Source organism: Streptomyces sp. NBC_01224 (genome assembly GCF_036002945.1).
In the GTDB taxonomy this organism is placed as follows: domain Bacteria; phylum Actinomycetota; class Actinomycetes; order Streptomycetales; family Streptomycetaceae; genus Streptomyces.
The window spans coordinates 771,577-795,927 of sequence record NZ_CP108529.1 but is presented as its reverse complement, the minus strand read 5'-3'; the positions used below and the strand labels follow the sequence as shown (position 1 = coordinate 795,927).

At 69.6% G+C, this 24,351-nt stretch carries 23 protein-coding genes and 1 pseudogene; 13 read left to right on the top strand and 11 right to left on the bottom strand.

Going from position 1 to position 24,351, the window contains the following annotated elements:
• Positions 1–33 precede the first annotated feature (33 nt).
• The 3 genes from OG609_RS03515 to OG609_RS03505 are packed head-to-tail and all read right to left on the bottom strand — an operon-like array spanning position 34 to position 3,199.
• The gene (locus tag OG609_RS03515) at positions 34–1,098 is read right to left on the bottom strand and encodes a FecCD family ABC transporter permease (protein WP_327271396.1); all 1,065 of its coding nucleotides are present in this window, start codon (positions 1,096–1,098) and stop codon (positions 34–36) included.
• Complete coding sequence (locus tag OG609_RS03510) at positions 1,095–2,132, bottom strand: FecCD family ABC transporter permease (protein ID WP_327271395.1); 1,038 nt, start codon at positions 2,130–2,132, stop codon at positions 1,095–1,097. Before OG609_RS03510 ends, OG609_RS03515 begins: the two co-directional genes overlap by 4 nt.
• Before the next feature lie 17 nt (positions 2,133–2,149).
• The gene (locus OG609_RS03505; RefSeq protein ID WP_327271394.1) at positions 2,150–3,199 is read right to left on the bottom strand and encodes an iron-siderophore ABC transporter substrate-binding protein; all 1,050 of its coding nucleotides are present in this window, start codon (positions 3,197–3,199) and stop codon (positions 2,150–2,152) included.
• Positions 3,200–3,464: 265 nt separating this feature from the next.
• Here OG609_RS03505 and OG609_RS03500 point away from each other — a divergent pair, with 265 nt between their 5' ends.
• On the top strand, positions 3,465–4,517 hold the full coding sequence (locus OG609_RS03500; RefSeq protein WP_327271393.1) for a chitinase: 1,053 nt from the start codon (positions 3,465–3,467) through the stop codon (positions 4,515–4,517).
• A 93-nt stretch (positions 4,518–4,610) separates the two neighbouring features.
• Here the strand turns inward: OG609_RS03500 and OG609_RS03495 are convergent, their stop codons facing one another.
• Positions 4,611–5,978 carry an FAD-dependent oxidoreductase gene (locus OG609_RS03495; RefSeq protein ID WP_327271392.1) on the bottom strand — a complete coding sequence of 456 codons (1,368 nt, stop codon included), beginning with the start codon at positions 5,976–5,978 and terminating at the stop codon, positions 4,611–4,613.
• A gap of 259 nt (positions 5,979–6,237) precedes the next feature.
• Here OG609_RS03495 and OG609_RS03490 point away from each other — a divergent pair, with 259 nt between their 5' ends.
• The 10 genes from OG609_RS03490 (at position 6,238) to OG609_RS03445 (ending at position 17,175) form a co-directional block, all read left to right on the top strand.
• Positions 6,238–8,304 carry a SpoIIE family protein phosphatase gene (locus tag OG609_RS03490; RefSeq protein WP_327271391.1) on the top strand — a complete coding sequence of 689 codons (2,067 nt, stop codon included), beginning with the start codon at positions 6,238–6,240 and terminating at the stop codon, positions 8,302–8,304.
• Between the two features lie 121 nt (positions 8,305–8,425).
• A complete protein-coding gene (locus tag OG609_RS03485) occupies positions 8,426–9,817 on the top strand; it encodes a wax ester/triacylglycerol synthase family O-acyltransferase (RefSeq protein ID WP_327271390.1) in 1,392 nt (463 codons plus the stop codon).
• Positions 9,818–9,963: 146 nt separating this feature from the next.
• A complete protein-coding gene (locus OG609_RS03480; protein WP_327271389.1) occupies positions 9,964–10,959 on the top strand; it encodes an aldo/keto reductase in 996 nt (331 codons plus the stop codon).
• Between the two features lies 1 nt (position 10,960).
• A complete protein-coding gene (locus OG609_RS03475; RefSeq protein ID WP_327271388.1) occupies positions 10,961–11,272 on the top strand; it encodes an L-rhamnose mutarotase in 312 nt (103 codons plus the stop codon).
• Between the two features lies 1 nt (position 11,273).
• The gene (locus tag OG609_RS03470; RefSeq protein ID WP_327271387.1) at positions 11,274–12,128 is read left to right on the top strand and encodes an amidohydrolase family protein; all 855 of its coding nucleotides are present in this window, start codon (positions 11,274–11,276) and stop codon (positions 12,126–12,128) included.
• Positions 12,129–12,164: 36 nt separating this feature from the next.
• Positions 12,165–13,025 carry an Fpg/Nei family DNA glycosylase gene (locus OG609_RS03465; RefSeq protein WP_327271386.1) on the top strand — a complete coding sequence of 287 codons (861 nt, stop codon included), beginning with the start codon at positions 12,165–12,167 and terminating at the stop codon, positions 13,023–13,025.
• A gap of 63 nt (positions 13,026–13,088) precedes the next feature.
• Positions 13,089–13,841, top strand: coding sequence for a LytR/AlgR family response regulator transcription factor (locus OG609_RS03460; protein ID WP_327271385.1), 753 nt, complete (start codon positions 13,089–13,091; stop codon positions 13,839–13,841).
• 64 nt (positions 13,842–13,905) lie between these two features.
• Entirely contained in the window at positions 13,906–14,268 is a 363-nt protein-coding gene (locus OG609_RS03455) for a hypothetical protein (RefSeq protein ID WP_327271384.1), read from the top strand.
• Positions 14,265–15,728, top strand: coding sequence for a sodium/solute symporter (locus OG609_RS03450; RefSeq protein ID WP_327271383.1), 1,464 nt, complete (start codon positions 14,265–14,267; stop codon positions 15,726–15,728). Before OG609_RS03455 ends, OG609_RS03450 begins: the two co-directional genes overlap by 4 nt.
• 217 nt (positions 15,729–15,945) lie before the next feature.
• Positions 15,946–17,175, top strand: coding sequence for a sensor histidine kinase (locus OG609_RS03445; RefSeq protein WP_327271382.1), 1,230 nt, complete (start codon positions 15,946–15,948; stop codon positions 17,173–17,175).
• A 19-nt stretch (positions 17,176–17,194) separates the two neighbouring features.
• Here the strand turns inward: OG609_RS03445 and OG609_RS03440 are convergent, their stop codons facing one another.
• Entirely contained in the window at positions 17,195–17,713 is a 519-nt protein-coding gene (locus OG609_RS03440; protein ID WP_327271381.1) for a hypothetical protein, read from the bottom strand.
• A 125-nt stretch (positions 17,714–17,838) separates the two neighbouring features.
• Here OG609_RS03440 and OG609_RS03435 point away from each other — a divergent pair, with 125 nt between their 5' ends.
• Positions 17,839–18,036: a zf-HC2 domain-containing protein gene (locus OG609_RS03435; RefSeq protein ID WP_327271380.1), complete on the top strand. Its 198-nt coding sequence runs from the start codon at positions 17,839–17,841 to the stop codon at positions 18,034–18,036.
• On the opposite strand, the gene OG609_RS03430 is transcribed toward OG609_RS03435, so the two are convergent.
• The 6 genes from OG609_RS03430 to OG609_RS03400 all read right to left on the bottom strand — a co-directional run bounded on the left by OG609_RS03430 (position 17,970) and on the right by OG609_RS03400 (position 22,807).
• Positions 17,970–18,539 (bottom strand): sigma-70 family RNA polymerase sigma factor, encoded by a 570-nt coding sequence (locus OG609_RS03430; RefSeq protein ID WP_327271379.1) that lies wholly within the window; start codon positions 18,537–18,539, stop codon positions 17,970–17,972. The two genes, OG609_RS03435 and OG609_RS03430, sit on opposite strands and share 67 nt — an antisense overlap.
• 182 nt (positions 18,540–18,721) lie before the next feature.
• A complete protein-coding gene (locus tag OG609_RS03425; protein ID WP_327271378.1) occupies positions 18,722–20,176 on the bottom strand; it encodes an amino acid permease in 1,455 nt (484 codons plus the stop codon).
• 109 nt (positions 20,177–20,285) lie between these two features.
• Positions 20,286–20,747, bottom strand: coding sequence for a universal stress protein (locus OG609_RS03420; RefSeq protein ID WP_327271377.1), 462 nt, complete (start codon positions 20,745–20,747; stop codon positions 20,286–20,288).
• Positions 20,748–21,156: 409 nt separating this feature from the next.
• Positions 21,157–21,690, bottom strand: a complete 534-nt coding sequence (locus OG609_RS03410) for a hypothetical protein (RefSeq protein ID WP_327271376.1) — start codon at positions 21,688–21,690, stop codon at positions 21,157–21,159.
• A 172-nt stretch (positions 21,691–21,862) separates the two neighbouring features.
• The gene (locus tag OG609_RS03405; RefSeq protein WP_327271375.1) at positions 21,863–22,630 is read right to left on the bottom strand and encodes a bestrophin-like domain; all 768 of its coding nucleotides are present in this window, start codon (positions 22,628–22,630) and stop codon (positions 21,863–21,865) included.
• Between the two features lie 15 nt (positions 22,631–22,645).
• Positions 22,646–22,807 carry a hypothetical protein gene (locus tag OG609_RS03400; protein WP_327271374.1) on the bottom strand — a complete coding sequence of 54 codons (162 nt, stop codon included), beginning with the start codon at positions 22,805–22,807 and terminating at the stop codon, positions 22,646–22,648.
• A 581-nt stretch (positions 22,808–23,388) separates the two neighbouring features.
• On the opposite strand from OG609_RS03400, the pseudogene OG609_RS03395 reads away from it, so the two are divergent.
• Positions 23,389–24,346: pseudogene (locus OG609_RS03395) on the top strand (SCO0930 family lipoprotein).
• Positions 24,347–24,351 lie beyond the last annotated feature (5 nt).

Below are 24,351 nucleotides of genomic sequence, written 5' to 3'. Positions count from 1 at the left end.
ACTCCAGCGGCGAGTGACAGCCCTCGAAGGGCCTCACAGCACTCCCCGGCGCCACTCCCGTACCAGCAGCCAGCCGAGGTACACCCCCCCGATGGCCATCGTGTAGATACCGACGGGCAGGTTCTCGAACAGCGGCAGTTGCTGGGCGCAGAGATCCGCGATCACCAGCAGCAGTGCGCCCGTCAGCGCCGACAGCAACAAGTGCGGGCCGGAGACCCGGGTGATCCGCTTGGCGATCTGCGGGGCCGTCAGCGAGATGAACGCGATGGGCCCGGCGACACTGACGGCGCCCGCCGAGAGCACGATCGCCAGCACGATGGCGATCGTCTTCGTGCTGCGGGGCTCGGACCCGAGTGCGCCCGCGATGTCGTCGCCCATCTCCCCGATGTCCAGCCGGCGTGCGATCAGGGCGGTGAGCGGGGCCACGATCAGCAGCACCAGCCAGATCGTGGTGGCGTCGTCCCAGGACCGCGCCGACAGGCTGCCGTTGACGTAGGCGGTGAGGACGGCGGCCCGGTCCCGCTCCATGGCGTAGACGACGTACTGGGTGACCGCCGTGCCGATCGCGGCGACGCCGATCCCGGCGATGACGAGCCGTGCGGGGTTACGGAACCCGGTGCCGGTCGACACATACACCAGCACCATGGCGAGGACGGCACCGAGCAGTGCCCCGAGGGCCACCGGCACGGTGTCCGGGAACATCAGCGCGCTGATCGCGGCGCCGGCGCCCGCGCCGGACGCCAGCCCGATCACATCCGGGCTGCCGAGCGGATTGCGGGTGACTGACTGGAACAGTGCCCCGGAAAGACCGAGGGCTCCGCCGGTGCCCATGGCGACCACCAGACGCGGGCCGCGCAGGCGTTCCAGGACGAACGCGTGTCTGCCCTCGGCCCCGCCCGTCACCGCCCCGGTGAGATCCGTGAGCGGAATGCCCAGCCGCCCGAGCGACAGCGTGGCGACGGCGGCCACCACGAGCAGCACGAACAGCACGAGTGCCGTCAGCACGGACACCCGCCGGAACGGCAACGCCACCGTCCTGCCGATCGTCAGGAACCCCCTGGGCGAGGCGGTACGGGATCCGGCCTGATGCGACGTCATGCGTTGCCCCTCATCCTGCGTACGGCAATGAGCAGTGCGGGCGCTCCGATGAACGCTGTCACGACACCGACCATCAGTTCCTGCGGGCGCATGACCACCCGCCCCACGACATCCGCGAGGAGCAGCAGCGAGGGACCGGCCAGCGCCGAGAAAAGGATCTGCATACGGAAGTCGACACCGACCAGGGCCCGCACCACATGCGGAACGGCCAGGCCGACGAAGGCGATCGGGCCGACCGCCGCAGTTGCCGCGGCGCTCAGCAGCGTGGCCGAGAGCAGCCCGCCCGCCCGGACGAGGGCCGGATTCGCCCCGAGGGACGCCGCGGTCGAGTCACCGAGTGCGAGTGTGTTGAGGCCGGGCCCCAGCACTGCGGCTATCACCAGGCCGACCACAGCGAACGGCAGAACCGACAGGAAGACGTCGAAGTCCCTGCCGCCGAGCGCGCCGACGACCCAGTACCGGTAGCTGTCGAACACCTGCGGCCGGCTCAGGGTCACCGCCTGGATGAACGCCATCAGCACGGCGGAGAGCACCGCACCGGCGAGCACGAGCCGCACCAGTCCGCTGCCCGAACCCGCCGATCCGATCGCATGGACGAGCAGACCGGCAATCAGCGCGCCGGGCAGCGCCCACCACATGGTGTCCGTACTGCCCGACGCCCCCAGGAAGGCCGTCGCGGCGACGACGCTCGCCGAGGCGCCCGCGTTGATCCCCAGGAGGCCGGGATCGGCCAGCGGATTACGGGTCACGCCCTGCATGAGTGTGCCCGCGACGGCAAGACAGAGACCGGCGAGTACACCGAGCGCGGTCCTCGGACAGCGGCTTTCGATGATGGTGGTGACATTCGGATCGGCGGTGCCGGACAGGACGTGCAGCACATCGCTGAACGAGGTGGTCCGGCTGCCGAACATGACGCTCGCGAACACGGCGAGCACGAGAACGACGAGTGCGATGACGAGGGAATACACCCGCCGAGCGGTGCCGGTCCGTGAGGTGCCGGCACCACTCGGCGGTGCATGCGTGGTGGTGGCCATGTGGGCGGTGGCCGGCCTCAGCCGTTGTCGGCGGCCTTGATGGCCTTGTCGATCAGCGGCAGGTATCGGTCGATCACCCACGGCACGGTGAGCGGGTTGATGATCGAGGAGGCGGTGACGAAGGAGTTGTCCTTGCTGTACACCATGGCGCCGCTCTTGACTGCGGGCATCGCCGCGTACAGCGGCTGAGCCTCGATCTCCTTGCGGGACTTGTCATCCATGTAGAAGGTGAAGAGCAGATCGCTGTCCTTCAGCTTCTCGGCGTTCTCCAGACCGATGAGCGCCGAGTCGGTGCCCTTGGTCTCCTTGAAGGTGTTCACCACCGGGTCGACGGTGAGACCGAGCGAGGAGAGCATCTTGACGCGCTGCTCCTCGGGCTTGAACACGCCGAGGGTGCCGGGACCGGTGTTGTAGATGTACGAGAACTTGTAGTTCTTGTAGTTCGGCCGGGTCGCCGCCGCGTCGGACAGCTGCTTCTCGATCTTCGAGACGAGGCCCTTCGCCTCGTCCGTCTGTCCCAGCGCCTTGCCGATGATGTCGATCTGCTGGTCCCAGTCCGTGCTCCACGCCAGATCGGGGTAGGCGACGGTGGGGGCGATGTCCTTGAGGATGTCGTAATCCTTCTGCGTGATCCCGGACCACGGCGCGAGGATGACATCCGGCTCCAGCTCGGTGATGGCCTCGAAGTCGATGTCCTCACCACCCGTGAACTGGGTCGGCAGCTTGTCGCCGGACTTCTTCACCGCCTGGTGGATCCAGGGCAGATAGCCGGTCTTGTCGCTGCCCCACTCGTACTTCTCCATGCCCACCGGGGTGTGGCCGAGCGCGATGGCGGTCTCGGCCGAGCCCTGGCCGAGGGTGACGATCCGTTCGGGCTGTTCCTTGATCTCGGCCGTGCCGAGCGCGCTCTTGATCGAGACGGGGAACGCTCCGTTGCTCTTCCCGGATGCGCCGGAGGTCTCCTTGGCGTCGTCGCTCGACGAACAACCACCGAGGACGAGAACGAACGCTGCGGCGGTGGCAGTTGCGGCGAGCGTCCGGCGACGCACGCGGGTGAACCGGGACATGGATGTTCCTCATGGGTTGGCGGGCAGAGCAGTTGGATCCGCGCGAACCGCGAGGATTTAGGTAAGCCTAAGCTAAGTCAACTTCCGCCTACAACCGGCCTCCGGTTATCGGTATCCGCCCTTGGTCCAGACCCATTGATGAAAGGTCTGGACCAACTTGCGTTGGGCGCATCGTGGCGCGCGGAGCCGTGCGGGGAACGCTTGTCGAGATGCTTGTCAGGGGCATGACCGTCATCATCCGATTCGTCCGGGAAGGGAACTGAACATGATCGGTCGGACATCGCGCCTGCTGGGGCTCGGCCTCGCGGCGGCCTGTGTCGTGCAGATGCTGGTCGGCGCAACGCCGAGCGTCGCGCAGGAGGACACGTGCGCGGTCAAGTCGAAGCCCTCGGGCAAGGTGCTCCAGGGGTACTGGGAGAACTGGGACGGCGCGTCCAACGGCGTGCACCCGCCACTCGGTTGGATTCCGGTCACCGACAGCCGCATCATGGGTCACGGCTACAACGTGATCAATGCGGCCTTCCCCGTCATCCTCCCGGACGGCACCGTCCTGTGGGAGGACGGGATGGACTCGACGGTGAAGGTCCCGACCCCGGCCGAGATGTGCGAGGCGAAGGACGCCGGACTCACCACCCTCATGTCCATCGGCGGTGCGACCGCCGGTATCGACCTCGGCTCCAGTGCCGTCGCCGACCGGTTTGTCGACACGGTCGTGCCGATCCTGAAGGAGTACAACTTCGACGGCATCGACATCGATATCGAGACCGGCCTGACCGGCAGTGGCGACATCAGCCAGTTGTCGACCTCGCAGGCCAACCTCATCCGCATCATCGACGGTGTGCTCGCCCGGATGTCCTCGAACTCCGGCCTGACGATGGCGCCGGAGACGGCCTATGTAACCGGTGGGAGCATCACGCACGGCTCGATCTGGGGCGCCTACCTGCCCATGGTGAAGAAGTACGCGGACAACGGCCGCCTGTGGTGGCTGAACATGCAGTACTACAACGGCAGCATGTACGGGTGCGCGGGCGACTCGTACTCCGCCGGCACGGTCGAAGGATTCACCGCGCAGACGGACTGTCTGAACAAGGGCCTTGTCATCCAGGGCGCCACGATCAAGGTCCCCTACGACAAGCAGGTACCTGGACTCCCTGCCCAACCAGGCGCTGGTGGTGGCTATATGACGCCGGGTCAGGTGTCGCAGGCGTGGAACCACTACGGCAGCAGTCTCAAGGGCCTGATGACCTGGTCGCTGAACTGGGACGGTTCGAAGGGGTGGGTATTCGGGGACAACGTCAGGGCGCTGCAGGGCCGTTGAGCCAATCACGAGCCGGGCAGCTCTGTCGAGGTGAACGGATCCGCCCTTCCGGTCGGCCGCCGACGGCGGCCGACCGGAAGGGCGGCGCGTACTTCAGGAGCGGGGCTCGGAAGCGTCCAGCATGGCGTCGCGCTCCACGACCTTGATCCTCTCGCGTCCCTGCTCCGTGCCCAGTGCCTGCTCGTGCGTGTCCAGGCGGTACCAGCCCTCGCGGGTGGTGTAGCGGACGCCGCGCTCCTCCAGGAAGGCCGTTACGGCCTCCGGATCGGGCTGTGCCGGGGTGGCCAGGCGGCCGGTGGCATGGTCGTCCAGGAGGCAGGCGACCGTTTCGTTGGCATCGCCCTTGGTGTGGCCGATCAGACCGATCGGGCCGCGCTTGATCCACCCCGTGACGTACACCGACGGCATGGGCTCCTCGCCCTCGACGACACGCCCTGCGGCGTGCGGGACGGTGCCGGAGGCCACGTCGAACGGGAGCTTCGGGAGCTCCTGCGAGTAGTAGCCGACCGCGCGGTAGACGCTCTGTACGTCCCAGTCCGTGAAGCGTCCGGTGCCCTTGACGTTCCCGGTGCCGTCCAGCTCGGTCCGTTCGGTACGCAGACCGACGACCCGGCCGTCCTCGCCGAGTATCTCGGCCGGGGACTCGAAGAAGTGCAGGAACAGCTTGTGCGGCCGGTCGCCCACGTCGCGGATGGCCCAGTTCTCCAGCGTGGAGGCGACCATGTTGGCCTGCTTGTTGCCGCGCCGGGTCTCGATCGAGCCCGCGTCGTACTCGATGTCCTCGGGGTTGACGATGACCTCGATGTTCGGTGAGTGGTCCAGCTCCCGGAGCTCCATCGGGCTGAACTTGGCCTGCGCGGGACCGCGGCGCCCGAAGACGTGTACTTCCAGGGCCTTGTTGGCCTTGAGGCCTTCGTAGACGTTCGCGGGTATCTCGGTCGGCAGCAGTTCGTCCGCCGTCTTGGCGAGCATGCGTGCCACGTCCAGCGCCACATTGCCCACCCCGAGCACGGCTACCTTCTCCGCATCCAGGGGCCAGGTGCGGGCCACATCGGGGTGTCCGTCGTACCAGGAGACGAAGTCGGCCGCGCCGTGGGAACCGTCCAGGGAGCCGCCGGGGATGTCGAGCGCGCGGTCCGCGTCGGCGCCGGTGGAGAAGATCACCGCGTCGTAGAAGGACCGGAGATCGTCCAGGTCGATGTCGGCGGGGTAGTCGACGTTGCCGAACAGTCGCAACTGCGGCTTGTCGAGCACCTGGTGCAGTGCCTGGACGATGCCCTTGATCCGCGGGTGGTCGGGGGCCACTCCGTAGCGGATCAGGCCGAAGGGGGCGGGCATCCGTTCGAACAGGTCGATCGAAACACCCGGGTCCTGAGCGGCCTCGGATTTCAGCAGCGCGTCCGCTGCGTAGATTCCGGCGGGGCCGGCTCCGACTATGGCGACGCGGACGGGGCGGGTCATGGAGTGCAGGTCCTTAGAACGGGCTGACGCGGGCAGTGCGGCGCAGGGTAGAAGTAAGGATGGGCTTACCGTGCTCCACGGGACACGGTATCCGCTGTTGACCTGCGGCCTCTGGGCGGGCACCTTTCGGGGCGGTCCAGGGCGCTGCAGCCCGGTGCCGGCGGGAGGGCGGGAAGGTGCCCCGACTGTGCGACACCGGATTCCCCGCCGGTTCGGGGTTCGCTCGAAGAATTGGACAAATGATGACAGAGTGACCCGCATGGATGATCGGGTAGCGGGTGCCCTGTCACTCCCGGACGATTGGCCCGCCCACCCGGATCTCAGCCTCGCCCTGAACCGTATGGGCAGTTTCGACTGGGACCTCGACAGTGGCCTCATGCACATGGACCGGCCCGCACTCGATGTGTTCGACCTGCGGGCCGAGGAATACGACGACCGGCCGGAGTCGCTCGCGCCGCGGGTGCCGCCGGACGAGGGTGTCCGGCTCGACGCGATGGTCGCGCAGGCCCTCAAGGGCGGGCAGAGAAATTACGGCGCGTATTTCAGGATCCTGAGGCGTGACGGCACTCTGCGCTGGACCCATACCCAGGGCTTCATCCAGCGCGACGAGACCGGCCGCCCCCATCGCATCATCGGCATCGTCCGGGACGCCACCCAGGAGCTGGCCGACTCCACCGCCCGCCGCGAACTGGACATGGAGCGGCAGCGCCGCACCAGCCTGGTGGAGGGCACCACGGCCGCGCTGGCCCACGCCCGGACGGTCCGGGACGTCATCGACGTGCTGAAGAACTCGCAGGGCCTGGCGCATCTCGGTGCGACCAGCCTGGTCGTGGGCCTGATCGAGGCGGGACGCATCCATCTGGTGGCGGACGGCCCGGACGGCTCCTTCGTACCCGGTACCCGTTACACCCGGACGGACGAGCCGTACCCGATGAGCGAAGTGGTGACTACGCTCTCGCCCCGGTTCATCGAGTCCGCCACGGATTTCGCCACCTCGTACCCGATTCTGTGGCCCCACATCAGCCACCTCGGCATCACGTCCGCCGCCTATCTGCCGCTGATCGCCCAGGCCCGGCCCATCGGCGCACTCGGACTGCTCTACAGCGAGAAGGACGGCTTCACCGGCGACGAACGCAACCTGCTCGTCGCTCTCGGCAGCTCCATCGCCCAGAGTCTGCAGCGGGCCATGCTGTACGAGCAGGAGCACGATCTCGCCGAGGGCCTGCAGCAGGCCATGCTGCCGCGCCGGATCCCGGACGTGCCGGGCGCGCAGGTCGCCGTTCGGTATCGGTCGGCCCGGCTGGGCCGGGACATCGGGGGCGACTGGTACGACGTCATCCCGCTGCCCGGCGGCCGGGTCGGGGCCGTTATCGGGGACGTGCAGGGCCACGACACGCATGCCGCGGCTGTCATGGGGCAGCTGCGCATCGTGCTGCGCGCCTACGCGGCGGAAGGGCACAGCCCCGCCACTGTGATGGCCCGGGCCTCGGTGTTCCTTCATGAGCTGGACACCGACCGCTTCGCGACCTGCTCCTACGCCGAGGCCGACCTGACAACGGGAGTGGTGCAGCTGGTCCGGGCCGGTCATGTCGATCCGCTGGTGCGCGACACCGACGGCAGCTGCCGCAGGCTGCCCGTGGAGGGCGGGCTGCCGCTGGGGCTGTCGGCCGAGTTCGGGCGGCTCGAATACCCGGTCAGCACGGTCGAGCTGGACCCCGGTCAGACGCTGGTGCTGTTCACCGACGGTCTGGTGGAGCTGCCCGGAGCCGATCTCGACGAGGGCATGCAGCTGCTGGCGTCCATGGTGCGCAACGGTCCGCAGGGCCTCCAGCGGCTGGCCGACCAGCTCTGCGAAGAGGTCGACGAGCGTGGCGGCGAGGACGATGTGGCGGTCCTGCTGCTGCGCCGGCAGGCCGCTCACGCACCCCGGCCGGGCGGCCGGCTCCAGCAGCATGTCGCACAGGGCGACCCGGAGGCGCTGAGCTCCGCGCGGCACATGATCCGTGCCGCGGTGCGGGCCTGGGGTGCCAGGGCGCGGGCCGACGAGGTCGAGCTGGCCGCCGACGAGCTGGTCACCAACGCGCTGATGCACACCGACGGCGGGGCGATCGTCACGATCCGGGTGCTCACCGGGCCCGAGCGGCGGCTGCGGGTCGACGTCGAGGACCGTTCCAGCGCGCTGCCCCGGCGCCGGGACGCGGGGCAGGCCGGGGTGTCCGGGCGAGGGCTGATGCTGGTGGACCGGCTGGCGGACCTGTGGGGTGTGGAGTCGCGGGGCAGCGGCAAGTGCGTGTGGTGCGAATTCGTCATTCCGGAACGCGAATGACGGCGATGTTGACTACTACCCGACAGTAACAGAACGTAACATGTCTGTGCTTGACCGTAACCGACCGCGAACGATTGACTGCGACTCCGTCAGTCTTTGTCTTCGATGACATGAGGACCCGTTGGGCACTGAGCTACTGGCACCTCTCGATCTGGCCTTCTGGCACCTCGAATCCGATGCCCACCCCATGCACCTCGGCGCGCTCGCCGTCTTCTCCCCTCCGCCCGACCCGGCGCACAGCGTCGGCCCGGAGGCCGTGCTGGAGCTGCTGGGCATCCGTGCCGCCGCGATTCCCCGGCTGCGGATGCGGGTCAGGGACGTACTGCTGCCGGTCGGCGGTGCGGCCTGGTTCGTGGACAAGGACTTCGATGTGCACCGGCACATCGAGCGGGTGCAACTGACCGAGGCTGAGTCGCGGGGTGAGGACGGCGGATTCATGGCGGGCGCCACCCGGCTCGCGGGTGAACTGATGGAGCGGCCCCTCGAACGGGGTCTGCCGCCCTGGCAGATGTATGTGATCGGCGGCGCCGCGGGCGGCCCCTTCGCGGTGCTCGTCAAGCTCCACCATGCGCTCGCCGACGGAATGCGCGCAGTCGCCATCGGAGCCGGGATCTTCGACGAGATCGCCTCCGCCGCCGGACGTGCCCACAGCGGCATGTCCGCCCGCCGGGCGCGCACGGTTCCGCCCCGCTCCTGGATGCCGGGCCCGCGCCAGGTCGCCGGCCTCGCGCTGGGCCGGATCGAGGATCTCGGACGGGCGTTCGGGGTTGGTGCCTCCATGGTGCGGGCCAGTCGCCTCGACCTGCGCGGCGCGCCCGCACTCACCGCGAGCTCCAGCGGCACCCGGCGGCTGGTCACCGCGGACCTGGACCTCGACGCCGTCCAGCGCATCCGGCGGGCCGCCGGAGGCACGACCAACGATGTCCTGCTCGCAGTCGTCGCGGGGGCGTTGCGCCGCTGGATGCTGGAGCGCGGCGAACCGCTGCCCGCCGAGGACCCGCGCGCCCTGGTGCCGGTCTCCCGCCGCAGACCGGGCCAGGCCGCCGCGAGCGGGAACAAGCTCTCCGCCTATCTGCTCGGGCTGCCCGTCTCCGAGCCCGACCCGTGGAAGCGGCTCCGTACCGTCCGCACGGCCATGGACCGCAACAAGGCTGCGGGACCCTTCCGCGGCGCCGGCGCGGTGGCCGTACTCGCCGATCAACTGCCCTCGCTGGCCCACCGCTTCGGCGCACCGATCGCCGGGAACGCGGCCAGGATGCTCTTCGACGTCCTGGTCACCAGCGTGCCCCTGCCGCGTTCGGCGCTCTCGCTCGGCGGTTGCCCGCTGCGCGCCGTCTACCCCATGGCGCCGCTGGCCCGCGGCCAGTCCCTGGCCATCGCCCTGTCCACATACGGCGGCCGGGTGCAGGTCGGGCTGGTGGCCGACGGCAAGGCGCTGCCCGATCTGGAGCGGCTGGCGGGCTGCGCCGACGACGAGGTGGCGCAGCTGCTCGCCCTGCTGCCCGCTCGATGAACGGCCTGCGCCCAGATCGGCCATAGATCGGACAGATTTCTGGGAATGTGCTGCGGATCATGGCGTCTGAGGTGTTGACGCGTCCAAGTGATCCGATGAATATTCGCTGTGTGCAGGAAGCGATCACCGGGGAGGGCGGCGGAAGCATGCGGCGCAACAGGCTGGGAAGCAGCGCGGTCGAGATCACCGAGCTGTCCTTCGGAGCGGCTGCCATCGGCAATCTCTTCGCCGCCGTCGACCCCGCGCAGGCGGCGGCCGCCGTCGACGCCGCATGGGACGAGGGCGTCCGCTACTTCGACACCGCGCCGCACTACGGACTCGGCCTCTCCGAACGACGGCTCGGCGAGGCCCTGCGCGCCAGACCCCGCGACTCGTATGTGCTGTCCACCAAGGTGGGACGGGTGCTCGACCCGCTGCCCGCCGACACCGGTACGGCCTGCGAGCACATGTCCGACGGTCTCTCCGAGGGCTTCGCCGTACGGGCCACGCACCGCCGCCGGTGGGACTTCAGCGCCGAAGGCGTACGCCGCAGCATCGAGGACAGCCTGGAACGGCTCGGCCTCGACCGCCTCGACATCGCGTACCTGCACGACCCGGACGACCACGCGGAGGCGGCGTTCCACGAGGCATACCCCGAACTGGAGAAGCTGCGTGCACAGGGTGTCATCGGCGCGATAGGCGCGGGCATGAACCAGACCGCGATGCTCACCCGCTTCGTGCGCGACACCGATGCCGACGTCGTGCTCTGCGCGGGCCGATACACCCTCCTCGACCAGTCCGCCCTGACCGAACTGCTGCCCGAGGCGGCCGCCCGCGGCCGCAGCGTCGTCGTCGGCGGGGTCTTCAACTCCGGGCTGCTCGCCGACCCGCGCCCCGGTGCCACATACGACTACACGGCCGCGCCCCTGGCACTCCTGGACCGGGCGCTGCGCATCAAGGCCGTAACCGAGGGCCACGGCGTCCCGCTGCGGGCCGCGGCCCTCCACTACCCGCTCGCGCACCCGGCCGTCGCCGGAGTGCTCGTCGGCACCCGCTCCCCGGACGAGGTGCGCGACGCCGCCGCCCTGCTCCGCCGCGAGATCCCGGACGCCCTCTGGGAAGACCTGCGCGCCGAGGGCCTGCTGACCGAGGACGGACACTGACATGAGAATCGCCCTGCACACCAAGGTCCGCGCGGACCGCATCGAGGAGTACGAGGCCGCGCACCGCGAAGTCCCCGCGGAGCTGACCACCGCGATCCGGGCAGCGGGCGCCACGTCCTGGACGATCTGGCGCAGCGGCACCGATCTCTTCCACGTCATCGACTGCGAGGACTACGCCGCACTCCTCGCCGAACTGGAGAGACTCCCCGTCAACGTCGCCTGGCAGGCGAGGATGGACGAGCTCCTCGATGTCGCGCACGACTACTCGTCGGACGGCGCCGAAGCCGGTCTCCCGGTTGCCTGGGAGCTGTGACATGACCGGTCAGCAACGGATCGTCGACGCCCACCACCACGTGTGGGACCTGTCGGTGCGCGACCAGGACTGGATCACCGGCGACGCACTCGCCCCGCTCCGGCGTACGTTCACCCTCGCCGACCTGGAGCCCGAGGCGCGCGCCGTCGGGGTGTGTGCCACCGTCCTCGTCCAGACCGTCACCGTCCCGGACGAGACGCCCGAGTTCCTGGCCCTCGCCCACGACAACGACCTCGTCGCGGGCGTCGTCGGCTGGTGCGACCTCACGGCGCCGGACGTCGCCGACACCCTTGCCGCGCTGCGTGAACTCCCGGGCGGCGACCGGCTCGTCGGTATCCGCCACCAGGTCCAGGGTGAACCCGATCCCCAGTGGCTGCTGCGCCCCGACGTCCGGCGCGGACTGCGAGCCGTCGCCGACGCAGGGCTCGTCTACGACCTCGTCGTCCAGGCCCACCAGTTGCCCGCCACCATCGAGGCCGCCGCCCTGCTGCCCGGGCTGACCTTCGTACTCGACCATGCCGGCAAGCCGCCCGTCGCCACCGGCGAACTGCACCCCTGGGCCGACGACCTCCGAGCCCTGGCCGCCCGCCCCAACACCGTGTGCAAACTCTCCGGCCTGGTCACCGAGGCCGATGTGCACTCCTGGACCGTGAGTGATCTGCGCCCCTATGCCGACACCGTCCTCGACGCCTTCGGGCCCGACCGGCTGATGTTCGGCTCGGACTGGCCGGTGTGCCGGCTCGCCGCCACGTACCGGGAGGTCGTCGACACGGCACGCACCCTGACAGACGCCCTCACCGAGGACGAGCGGCACCGCGTCCTCGCCGCCACGGCCGAGCGCGTGTACGGCCTCTGACAGGCGGCCGGCCGACGCTTCCGGCAGTCTGGAACCATGCCCGAACTGCCGGAAGTCGAAGCCCTGCGGGTCTTCCTCGACGACCACCTCGTCGGCAGGGAGATCGACCGCGTCCTGCCACTGACCGTCAGTGTCCTCAAGACGTACGACCCGCCCCTCACCGCGCTGCACGGCACCACGGTCACGGCCATCGCCCGGCACGGCAAGTTCCTGGACATCGCCGCCGGGCAGCTCCACCTGATCACCCACCTCGCCCGGGCCGGCTGGCTGCGCTGGAAGGACGGTTTCCCCGCGGCGCCGCCGCGCCCCGGCAAGGGACCCCTGGCGTTGCGCACCGTACTCACCGGCGGCGACGGCTTCGACCTCACCGAGGCGGGCACCGCCAAACGCCTCGCCGTATACCTGGTGCACGAACCGGCCGAGGTGCCCGGCATCGCCCGACTCGGCCCCGACCCCCTCGACGATTCCTTCGACCGGGACGCGTTCGCCGCGCTGCTCGCCGGGGAACGCCGCCGGATCAAGGGCGCCCTGCGCGACCAGTCCCTGATCGCGGGCATCGGCAACGCCTACAGCGACGAGATCCTGCACGCGGCGAAGATGTCGCCGTATCTGCTCACCGCGAACCTCACCGACGACCAGATCAGCCGGCTGCACACCGCGCTGCGCACCACACTCCGCGACGCGGTCGCCCGTTCCAGCGGACTGCGGGCCGGAGAGCTCAAGGCCGAGAAGAAGAGCGGGATGCGCGTCCATGGACGCACCGGCGAGGCGTGCCCCGTCTGCGGCGACACCATCCGCGAGGTGTCGTTCAGCGACTCCTCGCTCCAGTACTGCCCCACCTGCCAGACCGGCGGCAAACCGCTGGCCGACCGCCGCCTGTCCCGACTGCTCAAGTAGCCCGGTCCGGCGGGTGCCCCGCACTCCGGCCCGGCACCCCCACGCACGTTCTACACTCCGCCCATGCTGCGCGTACTCGCCGTCGACGACGAAGAACCCGCCCTGGAGGAACTCCTCTACCTCCTGCGCGCCGATCCCCGCATCCGCAGCGCCGAGGGCGCCACCGGAGCCACCGAGGCGCTGCGCCGCATCGGCAGCGCCGTCGAGGCGGGCCCCGACGACCCGTCCGCCATCGACGTCGTCTTCCTCGACATCCACATGGCGGGCCTCACCGGTCTCGACGTCGCCCAGCTGCTGGCCGGATTCGCCGCGCCCCCGCTCATCGTCTTCGTCACCGCACACGAGGGCTTCGCCGTCCATGCCTTCGACCTGAAAGCCGTCGACTACGTCCTCAAGCCGGTACGCCGCGAACGCCTCGCCGAAGCGGTACGACGCGTGGCCGAACAGGTCGGCGACCGCTCCGCACCCGCACTCGACACCGCGAACGACCAGATACCGGTGGAGCTCGGCGGAGTGATCCGGTTCATCCCGATCGGCGACATCGCCTACGCCGAGGCCCAGGGCGACTACGCCCGGCTGCACACCGACAACGGCAGCCACCTCGTCCGCGTCCCCCTCACCACCCTGGAGGAACGCTGGCGCTCGCGCGGCTTCGTACGCATCCACCGCCGCCATCTCGTCGCGCTGGGGCGGATCGACGAACTCCGACTCGACGCGGGCAGCATGAGTGTGCGCATCGGCACTGCGGAGCTCGCCGTGAGCCGTCGCCACGCCCGCGCGCTGCGCGATCTGCTGATGCGCCAGACCGGCCGCTGACCAGGCCCTGCCCGGGCTCGAACCCCTTCCCACGACCGTCCGGTGCTGCGTACACTCCGGGCCCATGTCCGCAGAGCCAACGCCCCGGCGTGAAGTGGTGACGGGGGAGCCCCGGCGGGTGCGCCCGCTGCCGCGCTACCGCACCCAGTCGGAGATCGACGAGCAGACCGCACTCGGCGGCGCCTACGTCCGCTCGCTGATGCGCAGCCAACTGCGGGCCGGACTCACCGCGTTCACCGTCCTCGCCGTCGTCGTCGGCACACTGCCGCTGGTCTTCGAAGCCCTGCACAGCGCCGCGCTCGTCTGGGCCGTCCTGGGGTTCGCCGCGTACCCACCACTGACCCTGGCCGCCTGGTGGTACGTGCGACGGGCCGAGCGCAACGAACGCGACTTCGCCCGGCTCGTGGAAGGCCGCCCCGCACAGTGAGCCGTACCTACGCGGTGGCGGCCGTCGCCGCCGTCGTCGTCGCGACCGTCCTCGTCGGCGGTTTCGGGCTGCGCATCTCCCGTACCACCTCCGACTTCTACGTCGCCTCACGCACCGTACGGCCCCGGCTCAACGCCGCAGCGATCAGCGGCGAATACCTCTCCGCCGCCTCCTTCCTCGGCATCGCCGGCCTGGTGCTCGTGCACGGCCCGGACATGCTCTGGTACCCGGTCGGATACACCGCGGGCTATCTGGTGCTGCTGGTGTTCGTCGCCGCACCGCTGCGCCGCTCGGGGGCGTACACCCTGCCCGACTTCGCCGAGGGGCGGCTGGAATCGCGGCAGGTGCGCAGGCTGGTGAGCGTCTTCGTCGTCGCGGCGGGCTGGCTCTATCTCGTACCGCAACTCCAGGGCGCGGGGCTGACGCTCAAGATCCTGACCGGGGCGCCCGGCTGGCTCGGTGATGTGCTCGTGGCCTCCGTCGTCGTCATAGCCGTCGCCGCGGGCGGCATGCGGTCCATCACCTTCGTACAGGTCTTCCAGTACTGGCTGAAGCTGACCGCACTCCTCGTCCCCGCGATCTTCCTGGTGCTCGCCTGGCGGGGCGACGGGCAGCCCCGCGTCCACTTCGACGAGCAGCTCTCCGTGTTCCGCGCCGACCATCCGCTGTACGCCACCTACGGGCTGATCGTCGCGACGTTCCTCGGCACCATGGGCCTCCCGCATGTCGTCGTCCGCTTCTACACCAGCCCCAACGGCCGCGACGCCAGACGCACGACGGTCGCTGTCCTCGCCCTCATCGGCCTGTTCTATCTGCTGCCGCCGGTCTACGGCGCACTGGGCAGGCTGTACGCCCCCGAGCTGATCCACGGCGGGGACGCGGACGCCGCCGTGCTGCTGCTGCCCGAACGCGTCATCGGCGGGCTCGGCGGGGACCTGCTCGGCGCGCTCATCGCGGGCGGCGCCTTCGCGGCGTTCCTGTCGACCGCCTCCGGCCTCACGATGGCCGTCGCCGGAGTGATCACCCAGGACGTGTTCCCGTCGCGCGGGGTACGGCACTTCCGGCTGGCCACCGTCCTCGCCATGTGCGTACCGCTGGCCGGTTCACTGATGGTGAGCCGGGTGCCGGTGGCCGACTCGGTGGGGATGGCCTTCGCCGTCTCCGCGTCCTCCTTCTGCCCACTGCTGGTCCTCGGCATCTGGTGGCGGCGGCTCACCCCGCCCGGCGCGATCGCCGGGCTGCTGCTCGGCGGCGGCTCCGCGTTCCTGTCCGTCGCCATCACCGTCAGCGGCGCGGTACGCCCGCCCGGCTGGCCGCACGCTCTGCTCGCCTGGCCCGCCGTCTGGTCGGTGCCGGTCGGATTCCTCGCCATGGTCCTGGTGTCCCTCGCCACGCCCGGCTCCATACCTCCCGGTACGAACGCCGCCATGACCCGCTTCCACCTGCCGGAAGCGCTGTGAGGGCCCGGCAGCGGGCTTCGCGGCGTCGCGGGGCCGGGGCACGCACCTCGCGGCGTTGCCGTCAATCACCAACGCTCCTTCCCCAAGCTCTCAGCTGCGTTCGAGCAGGGAAGACCCCATCTGCCCCGATCATCCGCCTTGCGATGCACGTACCCCAGCCCCGCTCCTTCACCCGCGCTGCCCACTGCCGGGCCCTCCCGACCTCGGGGGGACACCGATGACCGGGGCCGGATACGCCGTACTCGTCCTGCTCGTCCTCCTGCTGCTCGGCGCGGGCTTCCTGCTCGGCCGCCGCACCGCCCGGCCGGTCCGTACCAGCGACGTCGGAACCCCCGTCGAGCACGCCACCTTCGAGACCCTGCACACCGCCTCGCTCGCCGCGCCCCCACTGCGCGCCGGACTCACCGAGGAGAGCGCCCGTAAATCCGCCCGCAGGCTCCGCTCCCTGCTCGGCACCGACGCCCTCTGCCTCACCGACCGCGACCGGGTGCTCGTCTGGGACGGCGAGGGCGAACACCACGGCCGGCACGTCATGGACCAGGTGCGAGACCTCCTCGCCAGCGGCCGGGACACCGCCTTCCACAGCGACTGCGACGACCTCGACTGCCCATTGCGCTGGGCCGTCGCCGTGCCGCTCACCGTCGACCACCGGGTCCTCGGCACCCTCATCGCCTACGCCCCTCGCGAATCCGCGGTGCTGGCGAGAGCGGCCGGAGAGGTGGCCCGCTGGGTCTGCGTACAGCTGGAACTCGCCGAACTCGACCGGTCCCGCACTCAGCTCATCGAGGCCGAGATCAGGGCGCTGCGGGCCCAGATCTCCCCGCACTTCATCTTCAACTCGCTGGCAGCCATCGCCTCGTTCGTCCGCACCGACCCCGAGCAGGCCCGTGAACTCCTGCTGGAATTCGCCGACTTCACCCGCTACTCGTTCCGCAGCCACGGCGACTTCACCACCCTCGCCGACGAACTCCACTCCATCGACCAGTACCTGGCACTGGTACGGGCCCGCTTCGGAGAGCGGCTTGCGGTCACCCTCCAGGTCGCCCCCGAGGTACTGCCGGTCGCCCTGCCGTTCCTCTGCCTCCAGCCCCTGGTCGAGAACGCCGTCAAACACGGCCTCGAAGGAGCCGTCACCCTTCCCCGAACTCCCGACTCCGTTCGAGCAGGGGAGACCCCGACCCGCATCACCATCCGCGCACTCGACGCCGGTTCGGAGGCCGAGGTCGTCATCGAGGACGACGGCGCCGGGATGGATCCGGAACGCCTGCGCCACATCCTGCGCGGCGAGGGCGGCAAGTCGACCGGAATCGGGCTGCTCAACGTCGACGAGCGGCTGCGCCAGGTGTACGGGGACGACTACGGACTCGTCATCGAGACGGGCATCGGCGCCGGGATGAAGGTCACGGTACGGCTGCCGAAGTACCGTGCGGGGGTGTACGGCTCCTGACCACCCGGTGGGGCGGCGCTCAGTGCAGATGGATCGCCAGATGCCCCAGCGGCAGCCCCAGCTGCCAGGCCGGCGTCCACACCTGGGCCTCCTCCTCCGTATCCGCCCCGTCGCTCATCGGTCCCCAGGGCGGCGGACCGATCGTATCGAGGTCGGCCGCGAGCAGCTCGGTCTCCTCCAGCCACCGCCAGGCCGCGCGGGCCAGCGCCAGATCTGGATCCGCGTCGCCGGGCGCGAGCCCCGGGGCCGTGTCAAGTGCGTCGAGCCGCTCACAGACCCAGCCACGCCAGGCCGCCTCGTACGCCGTCAACAGCCGCAGCTCGTCCATCCGGGCCGCGGGCAGAGCATCGGGCACCCCACCGTCGGAGAGGAAGACGGTGAGCGCGAGCGCGTCCCGCCCCGCGCGGTACTCCAGGGTGGACGGCTCCATCAGATCGCCGGTCCGCAGCAGTTCGTCGGCGATGTACTCGGCGTACATCCAGGCCATCGGGACCAGCAGCCCGCCCCCACTGGTTCCATCCTGACGTTCCGGGCGCATCCCGTCTCGCCTCTCTCTCTTCTCGGCACCGGGCTTCACGGAGCATTGAACCGGGGGAGCGCGCCCTACGTGGCCAGAAAGACAGGATCCGTCATGACCGGATCCGTCCACGACACGAGGATGCGATGACCGCCGATCACGGAGAGGGCGCGCACGTGCGGCAATCGCTCGGCGCCTATGTTCTCGATGCGCTCACGGCCGACGAGACCCGAACGGTCTCCCGCCATCTGCAGTCCTGTGACCGCTGCGCCGCCGACTACATGGAGGTCGCGGAGGCCGTGTCGCTGCTCGCCCTGATCACCGTGGAGGATCTGCTGGAGTAGCCCGGCAGGTTACGGGAGAGCTGACGCAGCGCGTAGTGGGACCGGGACTTGACCGTGCCCGCCGGAATACCGAGAGTCCGGGCCGTCTCGCCCACGCTCAGCCCACGGAAATATATCTGGACGAGGACCGCACGGTGTTCCGGGCTGAGGGTGCGTACCGCATCGCGTACGTCGAGGGCCGAGACCGTGGACTCGGCGGTGTCCTCCCCGCCCGCGGCGGTCTCCAGCACGATGTCGCTCACCTCGGTCGGCCGGGCCTGCCTGGAGCGGCGCGCATCGATCGCGAGGCGCCGGGCCACAGTGAAGAGCCAGGGCCGCATCGAGTCGTACGGAGCGTCGAAGGCCTCCGGGTTCTGCCAGGCCCGCACCAGCGTCTCCTGGAGCAGATCCTCGGCCCGCTGCCGGTCGCCGAAGGTCAGCCCGAGCAGGAAAGTGAGAACGGCGGGGCCGTGGTCCCGCTGGAGATCCGCCAGGGCCCGCTCATCGGTCGTCGTGGTGGTCATCGTGAACGCCCTTCCCCGCAGTGGCCCCTTGCCGCTTCGCTGCCGACTGGCGTATACGAACGCATCGCGGCGCCGAGGAACAGGCGACGGGCGGCTCCGTGCGACGAGCGGTCGCACAGTGCGGCGAATGGTGCGGTGAACGGTCGGGCGGCGGTCGACCGGGCGTTCTTACAGGCGATGGATCAACCTGTACCTGTACCAGCCCCCGTACCCGTCTCCGGTGTCTTCGCCATCTCCGACTTCCGGTACGAGTAACCGAAATAGATCACCAGACCGATCAGGAACCACACCGCGAACCGTACCCACGTCTGCCACTGCAGAAAGGTGATCAGCCAGATCGAGAACACCACACCCAGGGCCGGCACGAACGGCATGCCGGGGGTGCGGAACGTACGCGGCAGATCGGGCTGCTTGTAACGCAGAACGATCACCGCGACGCACACCACCACGAACGCCAGCAGAATGCCGATGTTCGTCAGCTCGGCAGCCTCGCCGATCGGCAGGAACCCGGCGATCACGGCCGAGGCCGCACCGACGATCCAGGTCACCCGGGTCGGTACGTGCCGGGTCGGGTGGGTCTTGGCGAACCACTTCGGCAGCAGCCCGTCGCGGCTCATCGAGAACCACACCCGGGTCACGCCGAGCATGAAGGTGAACATCACCGTGAGGATGCCGATGATCGCGCCCACCGCGATCACATCGGCGAGTCCGCTGAGCCCCACCGACTTGAAGGCAGTGGAGAAGCCGGACTCCGGGTCGATGTCCTTGTAGCTCTGCATCCCCGTCAGCACCAGACAAGCCGCCACATAGAGCACCATGGAGATCGCGAGGGAGTACAGGATCGCCTTCGGCATGTGCTGCTGGGCGTCCTTGGACTCCTCGGCCGCCGTCGACATGGCGTCGTACCCGAACACCGCGAAGAACACCGTGGCCGCACCGGTGAAGGCACCGCTCACCCCGAACGGGAAGAACGGGTTGTAGTTGGCGGTGTTGATGTGGAACACGCCGACGCCGATGACCAGCAGGACGACCAGGACCTTCAGGACCACCACGACCGTTTCGAAGCGGGCCGCGTTCTTGATGCCGAGGGTCAGAAGGTACGCCACGAGCAGGCAGAGCAGCGCGGCGAACAGGTCCACGCGATGGCCCGACCCGGTGCCGGGCGCACCCAGCATCCACTTCGGCAGTTCGAGCCCCATCTCTCCGAGCAGAAAGCTGAAGTAGCCGGAGATGCCGATCGCGACCACGGCCACGATCGCCGTGTATTCCAGCAGCAGGTCCCAGCCGATGAACCAGCCCACCAGCTCGCCGAGTACCGCGTATCCGTAGGTGTAGGCGGAGCCGGCCTTCGGGATCAGGCCGGCGAACTCCGCGTAGCTGAAGGCGGCCGCCGCGCTCGCCACACCCGCGATCAGGAAGGAGATCAGGACCGCGGGCCCGGCGGTGCCGTTCGCCACCGTGCCGGCGAGGGTGAAGATACCCGCGCCGATGATGCCGCCCACGCCGATCGCCGTGAGCTGCCACAACCCGAGCGTTCTGGTGAGCTGAGTGGTGGCGTCCCCCACCGGCCCCTTCTCGTCGATCTGCTCGATCGGCTTGCGGCGCAGCACACCCTCGCCCACTCGGAGCCTTGCCATGAGTCACCTCTCCGCTGACGGCTGTCCCTGACGGGCGCTCATGATGGCCCAGGTGGGTCCGGTGCGAAAGACGGTGTGCCGTCCGGCTGAGGTGAGGATTCCGCGACGGTTACGGCACCACCGTGACGGGCCAACGGCCCGCCTTCACCAGCCGGATCGCCACCGATCCGATGAACCGGTGCCCGGCCGACTCCGACGCTCCCACCACGACGGCATCGGCCTTCAGCTCGTCCGCCGCTGTGACGAGCCCGTTGTAGGGATCACCGCGGAAGGTGTGGAACTCCCAGCGCACATCCCATATGTCCTTCATCCGTTCCGTCGCCTCCCGGATCTCGTTCACCAGCTCCTCCGCGACCTCTCCGGTCGTATCGGCGACCGGTGCGCCGAGCGCGGCCCCCGCGGGCAGCACGGGCTGGACATAGACGAGGGCGAGCATGGCCCCCTGACGACGGGCGAGCCCCGCCGCGTACGCCGCGGCATGCATGGAGGAATCGGACCCGTCGAGGCCTGCGACGATCACTCTCGGGCCGTCTGTGCCACGTTCGAACTGGTGGGGCTGTTGGTCTGTCACGGCAGTGAGGCTATCCGGTCCCGGCACCGACCCCGGCCCGGGCTGTGACAACGCCCCGGACAGGGCTGCCGCTGGGTACTCCGGGGGCCGCCCGACGGAGGTCGACCGACGTGGCGGCGGCCGGCCGGGGAGGGCCCAGGGAGAAGTCCGCGCCGTTCTGTATCAATGCCAGGCCGGTGAGCAGCACCAGGGCGATAGCGCCCCAGGGCGAGTGCCTGGTCCGTTCGACGCGCCAGTTGTCCCGGCCCATGGTTCTCCCTTCGTCGCGACGCTTGGAACGTTAAGCGCGGGACGGCCGGGCGGCGATCAGTGAAGGGCGAACGGGTGGTGTCGGCCCGACACGCCCGTCGCCCCAAGTCCTGCCGGAGGACTCGGGGCGACGGGCGTATCGGGCCGCACTGCCCTGCTCTCAGTGCGGGCGGCTCCCCTTGCGCTCACGTATGACATAGATGGTGCCGGTGGCCGTGACCACCGCCAGCGCCGTTCCGGCGGCGATCTCCGCGGCGTTCATCCTGTCGACGCTGCCGCCGAGTCCGCCCTGCACACCGGCCGGCGAGGCCGGGGTACTCGTGGCGGGCGCGTCGGAGGCCGCGCGGACCGTGAGTCCGGCCTTCGCCGTGGAGCCGGGTGACGTATTGCAGATGAACGTCACCTCGTAGGCGGCGCCAGGTTTTGCGTCCCGGTCCACCGTGGTCGCGACGGCCGCGCCCCTGGGAATGGTGACCGTGTCGAACACTCCGGAGCCGGCTGTGGCAGTTGTGGAGCACCCCCGGGCGGCCAGGATGACCTGGCTCCCCGGCACGATCACCGACGGAGTGACGGTGTATCCGGTCGCGGAGGACGCGCCTCCCGACGTCGCGGCGTATGCGGTTGCAGCCGGAGCGGTCAGGGCGAGAGCGGCGGCGCCGAGCAGGGCGACGGGTGCGGCACCTATTGCGCGCATGGAATCCTCCGGGTCCCCGAGGAGCAGTTGCGGAACGGTTTTCCACATAGCGTCAGAAATGCGCCTCGACGCGCCAAACGCTAGAAGTTGCGCATTCTGTTCGCGATCGGAGTGCGCCGCCCGGGGCACCTGTTTCCCCCGAGCGGCGCACCGCCGGTATTTCGGCGGACCGCTATCCGCCCGCCGCGCCGGGGAACAGATCGAGGAACGGTGCCGCGGTGGCCGAGATACCCCGGCCGAAGGGGGAGTCGAAGTCCCAGATCAGGAAGAGGAGAAAGGCGATCAGGACGCTGAAGAGGCCGGCCAGCAGCAGTTCGCGGAAGGTTCTGCGGATCTGCAGCGTGAAGATCAGCCCGACGGTCACCAGCGCCCCGGTGATCAGGCCGAACCAGACCACGCCCGGCATGGTCGCACCGGCACTCTGCCCACGTCCGCTGCGCGCGTCGTCGGCTGCGGCGACCTGATCGACCAGTGGTTGATATGCCTGCCCCTCGTGATCGTTCCTCGGCCGGTAGTCGGTGACATCGGTGCGCACCTTGCCGAGGAGCAGGGCCCCGTCGTCGGTGAGAGAGCCGTGCTCGGTCATCGACTGCCACTCGTCGTGGACGACGTGGCGGACGTAGGCGTCGACATCGGCGCGGATGCGCGTACGCACCTCGGCCGGGTAGACGGCGGAGCGGACGTTCACCTCGTGCAGCGCCTGGGCCTCCTGGCGCACGTACTCCTGGGCGGCGCTGCGGCCCTCCCAGACGCCCGCGATGGCGAGGCCCAGCACGATCGCGTAGACCACGCCGATCATCATCGTCATGTACTCGATGACGTCAGGGGTCTCGGACGGGTCGTCATCGTCCCCGATCCGGCGGTTGTTGAGTACGGCGATGGTCAGGACTACGGCGCTCACCGCGACCATCGCGAGGGTGAGAACAAGCCATTCCGACATGGGTTCCTCCGGAGGTCATCGGGAGCGGGGACGCAGCACGGCGACGGCGAACACCGCGGGGGCCGTGATCAGCAGGGTGAGGGTGACCAGGGAGGTGCCGCGCCGCGGGACCTTGCGCGGCGGCTTGCGGTAGGCGGGGAGCGCCACGGGCCGGGGCGCGGGATGCGTGGGGCGCACGGAGGGCGAGGGTGAAGGAGGCGGTGGCGCGGGCTCCGGATCCGGTCGTGGTGGTGCGGGGGGCGGTGGAGGAGGGGGCGGTGGTGGTGGCGGTAGCGGCGGTGGTGGTGTGGGTGGTGGTAGCGGCGGTGGTGGTGTGGGTGGTGGTAGCGGTGGTGGTGGTGGAGGAGGAGGAGGAGGAGGAGCGGGGGGTGGAGTCGGCTTGGGCGCCGGGCCCGCGTGACAGTGACCGGTGCCCGACACGGCGACCGCCGAACTCCCGCCGCTCTCCCCGATGGAGGCGTAGGCGCAGCTGTCCGCCACCGCGGGTGCCGGGGCGGTCAGCAGCCAGAGAAGTGCGACGGCTGTCGTGAGCCGTCCTATGAGTGATCCGTACACGACGGGGAGCATGTTCCGGCCGGTAGCAGCGCACGCCGGGTGCGCACCGGATTCCCCTGATGGTGGGGATATGTGGCGTCGGGTGTTTGCGTCTCAGGGTAACTATCTGGACGCGTTCAACGAAGAGGGGGCTGCCGCCCGTACCCATGGCCATGGATGACGCGAAGACGCGTCACAACTCGCTTTATATGAAAGGAGTTGGCATGAGCTCCTGGCGGAACGCCTCACTCGCAGTGACGGCGGCGGCTCTGTTGGCACTGACGACGGCGTGCGGTCCGGAAAGGGGAACCAAGACTCCCAACGGGCAGAACGTGGGCAACGCCGACCCGGCCGGACGGGACACGGGAAGCGGCTACGGATCGGACGGTTACGGCTCCGGCAGCGGTTACGGCTCCGACGGCGCGGAGCAGGGCAGCTCGGGCAAGCAGGCAGGCCGGCTCGGGGTGTGGAACAGCAAGAAGCTCGGCAAAGTCCTCACGGACAGTGAGGGTTTCACGCTCTACCGCTTCGACAAGGACACCGCGAGTCCGCCCGAGTCGAATTGCGAGGGCGAGTGCGCGAAGATCTGGCCGGTGGTGCTCGCGGGCAATGTCACGCGGGCAGCCGGGACCGATCCCGCACTGATCGGAAAGGTCACCCGCTCCGACGGCACCCAGCAACTCACCATTGCGGGCTGGCCGATGTACCTCTATGCCAAGGACACCGCGCCCGGCGACGCCAACGGGCAGGGCGTGGGTGGCACCTGGTTCGCGTCCGCGCCGGACGGCAAGAAGGCCGCGGTGAACGCCGACAGCCCGGCCGGCGCCGAACCGGCCGAACTCGCGGGGCTTTCGGTCCGCAAGGACCCGAAACTCGGGGACTTCGTCGTGGACAAGCGCGGCATGACGGTCTATCGGTTCAAGAAGGACGTCGCATGGCCGATGCCTGCCTCTCGAAGTGGCCGGTCGTTGCCCATTGACAAAGAAAGACGTCAAAGGCGTCACGACCAAGGGCTTTGTCACCTTCAATCGGCCCGACGGAATCAAGCAACAAGCCATCGACTGCTGGCCGGTCCATACCTTCTCCGGCGATGTGAAGCCCGGAGACGCCAACGGCCAGGGCGTCGGGAGCGCATGGTACGCGGTGTCCCCCGACGCCGAACTGGTGGGCGTCCCCAAGTAACCCGA